The organism is Synechococcus sp. H55.8 (assembly GCF_047462375.1).
Lineage (GTDB): Bacteria > Cyanobacteriota > Cyanobacteriia > Thermostichales > Thermostichaceae > Thermostichus.
Genome location: NZ_JANSJC010000022.1, coordinates 45,111 through 52,849, shown reverse-complemented (window position 1 = coordinate 52,849; position 7,739 = coordinate 45,111). Strand labels below are relative to the sequence as shown.

8 protein-coding genes and 1 tRNA gene are annotated in these 7,739 nt (G+C 60.9%); 4 read left to right on the top strand and 5 right to left on the bottom strand.

The window, feature by feature from the left end; all coding sequences use genetic code 11:
* The coding region (locus tag NW862_RS10020; protein WP_414427141.1) for a hypothetical protein at positions 1-819 on the top strand (819 nt) is incomplete at its 5' end.
* Positions 806-1,504: a tetratricopeptide repeat protein gene (locus tag NW862_RS10015; protein ID WP_414349106.1), complete on the top strand. Its 699-nt coding sequence runs from the start codon at positions 806-808 to the stop codon at positions 1,502-1,504. The genes NW862_RS10020 and NW862_RS10015, both read left to right, overlap by 14 nt.
* A gap of 75 nt (positions 1,505-1,579) precedes the next feature.
* On the opposite strand, the gene NW862_RS10010 is transcribed toward NW862_RS10015, so the two are convergent.
* Positions 1,580-1,726: a hypothetical protein gene (locus NW862_RS10010; protein ID WP_414336774.1), complete on the bottom strand. Its 147-nt coding sequence runs from the start codon at positions 1,724-1,726 to the stop codon at positions 1,580-1,582.
* 68 nt (positions 1,727-1,794) lie between these two features.
* On the bottom strand, positions 1,795-2,994 hold the full coding sequence (locus NW862_RS10005; protein WP_414427140.1) for an LptF/LptG family permease: 1,200 nt from the start codon (positions 2,992-2,994) through the stop codon (positions 1,795-1,797).
* Between the two features lie 183 nt (positions 2,995-3,177).
* On the opposite strand from NW862_RS10005, the gene NW862_RS10000 reads away from it, so the two are divergent.
* Entirely contained in the window at positions 3,178-4,635 is a 1,458-nt protein-coding gene (locus NW862_RS10000; RefSeq protein ID WP_414335288.1) for a pyruvate kinase, read from the top strand.
* A gap of 10 nt (positions 4,636-4,645) precedes the next feature.
* On the opposite strand, the gene lptB is transcribed toward NW862_RS10000, so the two are convergent.
* Entirely contained in the window at positions 4,646-5,374 is a 729-nt protein-coding gene (gene lptB / locus NW862_RS09995) for an LPS export ABC transporter ATP-binding protein (RefSeq protein WP_414335290.1), read from the bottom strand.
* Positions 5,375-6,051: 677 nt separating this feature from the next.
* On the opposite strand from lptB, the gene NW862_RS09990 reads away from it, so the two are divergent.
* Positions 6,052-6,543 (top strand): pentapeptide repeat-containing protein, encoded by a 492-nt coding sequence (locus NW862_RS09990; protein WP_414335292.1) that lies wholly within the window; start codon positions 6,052-6,054, stop codon positions 6,541-6,543.
* A gap of 82 nt (positions 6,544-6,625) precedes the next feature.
* Here NW862_RS09990 and NW862_RS09985 read toward each other — a convergent pair.
* Positions 6,626-6,706, bottom strand: a tRNA-Leu gene (locus NW862_RS09985).
* A 79-nt stretch (positions 6,707-6,785) separates the two neighbouring features.
* Positions 6,786-7,730: a PLP-dependent cysteine synthase family protein gene (locus NW862_RS09980; protein ID WP_414335294.1), complete on the bottom strand. Its 945-nt coding sequence runs from the start codon at positions 7,728-7,730 to the stop codon at positions 6,786-6,788.
* Between the last annotated feature and the right edge of the window lie 9 nt (positions 7,731-7,739).

Here is a 7,739-nt window from a genome sequence, read left to right as displayed (position 1 = left end):
GGTGCTGCCCGACAAGCCTTGGCTGCTCTGGAGCGCCGCTCCATTCCCTTGGTGCTCTACAGCCTGCGCACCCGCGCTCAACTGGAACATGTGCGGCGGCAGTTGCACTTGGAGCATCCGTTCATTTGTGAGGACGGATCCGCCGTTTACGTTCCCGAGCATTATTTCCCGGCGGGCATTTTGGACGAACGCTGGCAACACCGTCCTCCCTACTATGTGTATGCTCTGGGACTGCCCTATGCCCGCTTGCGCAGCATCCTGCAGCAGGTGCGTCAAGATTCCCGCTTGGATTTGATCGGGTTTGGAGATTGGACTGCCTCTGAGCTGGCGGCTGCCGCCGGGATCCCTTTGGAAGAGGCAGAGCGAGCGCAGCAGCGGGAGTACAGCGAGATTTTCAGCTATTCCGGGGATCCCGAAACCCTGCGAGAAGCCTTTGCCCAGCAAGAAGCTAACCTCACCCAACATCTGCTGCGGGTACGTCAGCTTCATTTCTCCAGCCTACCGCAATGGTATCTGACCGGATGGGTGCAGCCGGTTACAGAGCCCCATTTCTCGCCGGGGGAAGAGGCGGTACGGCGGCTGCTGGATTGCTACCAACGGCATTTGGGCCCTGTTCAGGCTTTGGGCATTGGCTGTTCCCCGCCCGATGTGGCCTTTTTGCGATGGGCAGAACGAAAAGTGGTGCTTCCCAGCCCAATTGCGGATAGCCTCTGGAATGAGGCCCTGCCCCAATGGCAGTTGGCTCAGCTCCCTGGCCCAGAGGGGTGGAACGAAGTGGTGTTGACGTGGTTGGAGGAAACAGATCATGGTGGTGAATAAACAGCAGCCCGGTCATCCGGCTATCCCCCTGAGCCTAAGAGCGGTGGGATGCCTGCTGAGTTGGGCGATGGCAATGCCTGCCCATGCGCAACCGCCCATGACCCTGCTGACAGGGGAGCCGACGGTCGCCCAACTGAAGGAAGACGGAGCCCGCTATCTGCAGATGGGCTTTCATACCTTGGCCGTCAACGCCTACCGGAGCGCGATTGAACTGGAAGAAAAAACCTTGGTGCTCCCCAGCGAACGGGATCCAGACGTGCCGTTTAACCTCGGCTTGATCTATGCCCGTCAGGGCAAGCTGGCGGAAGCGCGCGCCGCTTTTCAACGCTCGGTGGAGGTGGATCCCAGTAGTTTTAAAGCCCGCTATCAACTGGCTTTGGTGGATCTCAAACTGGGGAACCTGGTCGCAGCCAAAGAGCAGCTCACCCTCCTGGCCCAGGCCGCCAGCAACAATCCCGAAACCCACCGCCATCTTCAATCTCTACTGGCCCCCCTGGAGTCTGTTCCCTTGCCCGGCCAGCCCCCGGCTCGCCCTCCAGCCGTTGAGTCGGAAGCGGCCCAGCTCTTGCCCGAACCCCAGAAAACCGAAACAGCCACCCTGCCCACCGCAACGGAGACACAATTTCCGGAGAAGGAGAAACCTCGCTCGGCTCTGCAGCGGCTACGCCAACGGGAGCTGGACTAGCTCCCTCACCGACAGCCGATCGCGCCTGGCAGTCTTCTGAAGGCATGGGGCCAGCTACCAGGGATCCCGCTTGGGCTAAACGCCTCCCTTTTTGGACGCCGACTGAGGATCTTGGGTGCCTTTGGTGGTGAACACCGTGGTGAACATCATCAGCATGCCTCCCACCCAGATCAGCAGGGCCAATCCTCCGAACAGCCAATTCAGCCAAGTTTGGACTTCCATAGAGCTCTCCAGACTGCACAGGTAGCTCTGATCCTACCTCTACCCATCTGGAAAACCCTGCCCGGCAGCTATTGATTGGCTCGGTAGAGCAACCCCAGCCCTACGGCCATACAGATTAAGTTGGGCAACCAAGCCGCCACCGCCGGTCCCAGCGTTCCAATTTGTCCCAGAGCTTGGGTGATGAACAACAGCACATAGAAGGCAAAGATAATCAGCACACTGATGCCCAACCCCAACGAGGAACTGGTGCGCTGCGGGCGCAACCCCAAGGGCGACCCAATGAGGGTGAAGGCCAGGCAGGCAAAGGGAATGGCATACTTTTGGTGGAGGCTGACCTGGAGGCGACGCACCCGCTGCAGATCTCCAGAGCTGGCGATCACCTCAATGTAATGGTTCAGCTCGCGAATGTTCATTTCCTCAGGGCTGCGGATCTCCTGAGCCAGCTCCAGCGGCGCGCGCGGCAGGCGCAGCTCCTGGCGGCTGAAGGTGGCGATGTTGCTGTAGGTGCCGTCGGGCGAGACGATGTAGTTGGTGCCGTCCTCAAACACCCAGAGGTTCTCCTGGGGATCCCAGCGCCCCCGTTGCGCCAGGAGAATTTGGCTGAGAGCCTCGTTGGAAAAATCGAGGACGATTACGCCGCGCATCTGGTTGCCATCGAAGCTGCGGGCGTAGAACTGACGGGTTAGCCCTTGCCGGCGGGAAAAACTGCCGTCCGGCTCCGGCGCAAGGATCTCGCCAAATTCTTGGTAGAGGATATTCTCTCGCCGGAAGTCCGGATCCCGGTTCAAAGCACGGTTTAAAGTCAGGGCCGCCTGGCGGTTGCTCACCGGCACCACCAGCTCGTTGAACAGAAACGTCAACGTCGTCACCAACAGGCTGAGGATGAGAGCCGGCACCACCAGACGGTAGAGGCTCACGCCGCAGCCGCGCAGGGCTGTGATCTCGTTATCGGCAGACAGGCGCCCATAGGCCAGCAACGTCGCCAGCAACATCGACATCGGGAACGTCAAGACGATGATCCCCGGTGCCCGCAGCGCGAACACCTGCAAGGCTGCCGAAATCGATAACCCTGCCTCCACCACCAGGCGCACCAGCTCGAACAGGGATCCCACCGCCATCACCAAGGTTGTGAAAGCTCCCACCCCAAAGAGAAAAGGCAGCAGCATCTCCGAGAGGACATAGCGATCCATCAGGCCCACCGCACAAGCCAGGGAGAACGTGCTCGAGAGCTGACCGACTGAATGGGTGGGGGGTGAATAAAGTTTCACGAAACCAGATCCAGAACAAGCAGTAGGCTGATCCAGCCAGAGCAGCCGGAGGCTGTTAACGACTCTAGACCGGAACGTCGGCAAATGAAAGGTTCATGGCCTCAATCAAACAACTGCTGTCGAGCAAAAGTGAGTCTCAACCTAGAATTGGGCTTGACAGGCTGCTTTCAGAAAGTTGCGAGCATGGCTTCCTCTTCCCCCGATCTCAAAGGTTTGCTGGAAAAACTCCTGGAACTGCGGCAACAAGTTGTACAGGGATCCCAGACCTACTTGGCTGCTTGGGGCTGCTCTGGGGATCCCTCTCCCGCCATGCACAACCTGGCGCGGTATCTGGCTTTGCGGCAACAGGATCTGCGCAGCCTGCAACTGGAGCTGGCCGCCCTGGGGCTGTCGTCGCTGGGGCGATGTGAATCGCGGGTTTTGGAAAGCCTCGATGCGGTAATCGCCATTTTGGCCGCCGCTCAAGGGCTGAGTCATGAAGGACCCAGCTATGAAGCGTTTTACGCCGGGGATGCGGCCCTAGAGCAGCACACCGAGGCTCTCTTTGGCCCTCCCTCCCCCCACCGCCGCGCCCGCATCATGGTAACCCTGCCCAGCGAAGCTGCCGAGCAGCCGGAGCTGCTGCTGGAGTTGTTGCAACGGGGCATGGACGTAGCGCGAATCAACTGCGCCCACGACGATCCCTCGGTGTGGGAGAACATGCTGGCCCACTTGCGCCGGGCCGAAGCCCAGACCCAGCGGCGCTGCAAGATTTTGTTCGACCTGGCCGGCCCCAAGATCCGCACCGGCCCGGTGGTTATGCCTCCCGGCAAAGCCAAGGTGTACCGTGGGGATCGCATCCTGCTCACGGCAGCCATGCCGCCGGTCAACTCTGACATCTCCTGCCAGGTGGCTTGCACCCTGCCGGAGATTTTGGCAAACCTGCAGGTGGGGACAACCGTCTGGATCGACGACGGCAAGATTGGCGCCCGCGTAGTGGGGATCGAGCCGGCAGGCGTGGTGCTGGAGGTGGACAAAGTTGCTCCCCAGGGCAAGAAGTTGCGAGCCGAAAAAGGCCTCAATTTCCCCGATAGCCAGCTGCAGATCCGCCCCCTCAGCGAGAAAGACTGCCAAGACCTGGATTTTGTGGTGCAGCATGCCGACTTGGTGGGTTATTCCTTTGTCCAGCAGCCGGCGGATTTGCAGTTGCTGTTTTCCGAGCTGGAGCGGCGGCAGGCCCGGCCCGACTTGGGGTTGATCCTCAAAATCGAAACCCGACAGGCGGTGAAAAATCTGCCAGCTCTCATCGCGACGGCTGCTGATAGGCCGCTGGGGGTGATGATTGCCCGGGGAGATCTGGCCGTGGAGATCGGTTGGCTGCGCTTGGGCGAGATCCAAGAAGAACTGCTGTGGATTTGCGAGGCCGCCCATGTGCCGGTGGTGTGGGCTACGCAGGTGCTGGATCAGCTCACCAAAGAGGGCCTGCCCTCGCGGCCCGAGCTTTCCGATGCGGTGATGTCCGCCCGCGCCGAATGCGTGATGCTCAACAAAGGCCCCTATCTGCTGGAGGCGGTCGCCCTTCTTGACGAGCTGCTGGCCCGCATGCAAGCCCACCAGCACAAGAAAAGCCAACGCCTGCGGGCTTTGTATTCCTGGCAGTAGAGGAAGCTCGTTAGAGGCGGAACTTCTCCCCCAGGTAATACTTGCGCACCAAGGGATCCGCCGCCAGCTCTGCTGCCGTGCCCTTGGCCAAAATGGCTCCATCGTTGAGAATGTAGGCCCGGTCGGTGATCTCCAGCGTCTCCCGCACGTTGTGGTCGGTAATCAACACGCCGATGCCGCGATGCTTCAGCTTGGCCACCACCTCCTGGATATCCGCCACCGCAATGGGATCCACCCCCGCAAACGGCTCATCCAGCAGCAGAAATTTCGGCCCGTGGATCCCGGCAGCCAAGGCGCGGGCGATCTCGGCGCGGCGCCGCTCTCCCCCCGAGACCTGCAGGCCCAGGCTGTGGGCCACATGGGCAATGCGGAACTCCTCCAGCAGTTGGTTGAGGCGTTGTTGCCAAAGGCGGCGAGGCACCCGTGTCTGCTCCATGATCAGAAGCAAGTTGTCTTGGATGCTGAGGCGACGAAAGATGCTCGGCTCCTGGGCCAGATAGCCGATCCCCAACTGGGCCCGGCGGTGCATCGGTAGGTGAGTAATATCTTGGTCATCCAGCCAGACATGGCCTCGGTTGGGCTGGATCAGGCCGGTCATGATGTAGAAGGTGGTGGTTTTCCCTGCCCCATTGGGCCCCAGCAGCCCAACAATCTCTCCCTGCTGAATGTGCAAGCTGACGTCGCTCACCACCTCACGGCGGCCATAGCGCTTACAGATGTTTTCTAGGTAGATCTGCATAGGGCCGGCACAGAGTTGCTGATCAAGGCTTCCTATCCAATGCTTACGACAGCCTGTCACCCAGATAGGGATCCCGGCTGCCGTGGCACACCAGGTGCTCTCTTGAGGATGCCCCAAACCTGGTCCACAATCCAGGGGAGTGCAGGCAGTAATGGTTGCCCTCAAGCCAACCGGAGGAATCTTCGATATCCTCCCCACCCATCAAAATGGGATCGTTATGGGATCTGTGGCCTTGCCATGCTCCGCTGCCCAGCCTGCCATTGGCTAAACCCCGACTCCGATCGTCGCTGTCGCCGCTGTGGACACTTTTTGCGTCGTCGCTCGCTTCCTGTTGCCAGGAGCGGATCCCTGGCTTTCAGCCCGAGAAGGCCGAAAATCCGCTGGGATCGCGTCCTGGCTTCCTCAGCAATACTGGGGGTTTTGGCAGGGTTGGGGCAACTGTCTTGGCATGGGCTGCAGCCGCTGCTGCAAGATCCGCCCCCGCCCGGCGATAGCCCACCAGCTCTGGGGCGATAAGGCCGCAACGTCATCGCAGCTTGAGGGAATTTGTCAATCCGGGAGCCGAGGCAGACCTGTGGAGTGGTCGAAGCCGACGGATGCCACTATCATGTGACCAACCCAGGACAACCCCGCTCTGGCGGATTGTCGCCGTCAACCCTTGATGAGGCTTGGTCACCATGAACTTACATCTTAAAGCTGCCGCCGTTTTAGCGCTGCTGACCACGGCAGCCGTGGCCTCCACTGCCGCCGCCACAACCCCCAACGCCTGCTTCCTGCGCTATCTCATGGCTTCCCGAACCTGTCCCAACTGCCGCCTGGGATCCCTCGAGCTGAGCAACCTGGATCTGGCAGAGGCTAACTTCCAGGGTGCCGACCTGATTGAGGCCAATCTGGAGCGCACCCTCTTGACGGGCGCCGATCTCAGCCAGTCTTACCTGGTGGGGGCCAATTTGCGGCGGGCGCAATTGCGCGGAGCCAACCTGAGTGGCGCCTACCTGGAAGGCGCAGATTTGCGGGGCGCCAACCTGCGAGGGGCCGACCTCTCTTCTGCATTCCTGTACGGCGCCGACTTGCGGGGGGCCGATCTGCGCGAGGCCAATCTGGCTGGGGCTGACCTGCGCTTTGCCCGCACCTGGGGCGCACGCCTGCAGGGCGCCGTTCGGGAATAGCGCAAAAGGCCGAGATCAATTCTCGGCTGGCTCGCCACTGCCCACTTCCCCTCTCCTGCTCCGGGAGAGGGGTCGGGCCCAGTGCGGATGGCGAGACTCGAACTCGCAAGGCAAAGCCACACGCCCCTCAAACGTGCGCGTATACCAATTCCGCCACATCCGCTTCTAAGCCTAACCATCATAGCGGCAGAGGTGTGCAGTTGTTAAGGGCATTGGCCCTCTTGCATCCTGCCGCGGTAAGGTCAATCCTCCGTCCAAAACCGCTCCGAGAGATACTTGTCAGCCCCGTCGCAAAAGATGGTCACCACCACTCCGGAGGAAAGTTGACGGGCCACCTGTAGGGCTGCCACCACATTGGCCCCGGCAGAGATGCCCACCAGCAAGCCTTCTTCTAGGGCCAGGCGCTTGACCATTTTCTGGGCTGCTTCTGTGGAGATCTCGATGTGCTGGTCGGGCAGGGTGGGATCGTAGATCTCGGGCTTGAGGGCGGTGGCCATGTGCTTGAGGCCTTCTAAGCCATGAAAGGGAGAGTCCGGCTGCATGGCAATGATTTGGATATCGGAGCGGCACTCCCGCAGGCGCCGCCCTACCCCCATACAGGTGCCGCTGGTACCCAGCCCGGTTACAAAATGGGTGACCTGCCCCTGGGTTTGCTCCCAGATTTCTACTCCTGTGGTCTCGTAGTGGGCCTGCCAGTTGGCGGGGTTGCTGTATTGGTCGGGGTAGAAATAGAGCTCGGGGTTTTCGGCGTAGAGGGCGCGGGCTTTCTCGATGGCCCCATCGGATCCCAGGGCGGGATCCGTCAAGACCAGATCCACGCCGTAAGCCGCGAGGATCTTCTTGCGCTCCGGGCTGGCGTTGGCTGGCAGGGCCAGCTTGACTTTGTAGCCTAAGGCCGCCCCGATCCAGGCGTAGGCGATGCCGGTGTTGCCGCTGGTGGCATCCAGGATGATCTTGCCGGGGGTGAGCTTGCCCTGGCGTTCGCCGGCGCGAATCATGTTCAGGGCAGGGCGATCTTTGACGGAGCCACCGGGGTTGTACCACTCTGCCTTGCCGTAAACCCGCACCGATTCCGGCAAATCGGCAGCCACTCGCCGCAGGCGGATAAGCGGTGTTCCACCCACCAGCTCAATGGGGCTATCGACGGCAGAAAATAAGGGGCGAGAAGAAAATGCAGTCGGATACAAGGGGGATCC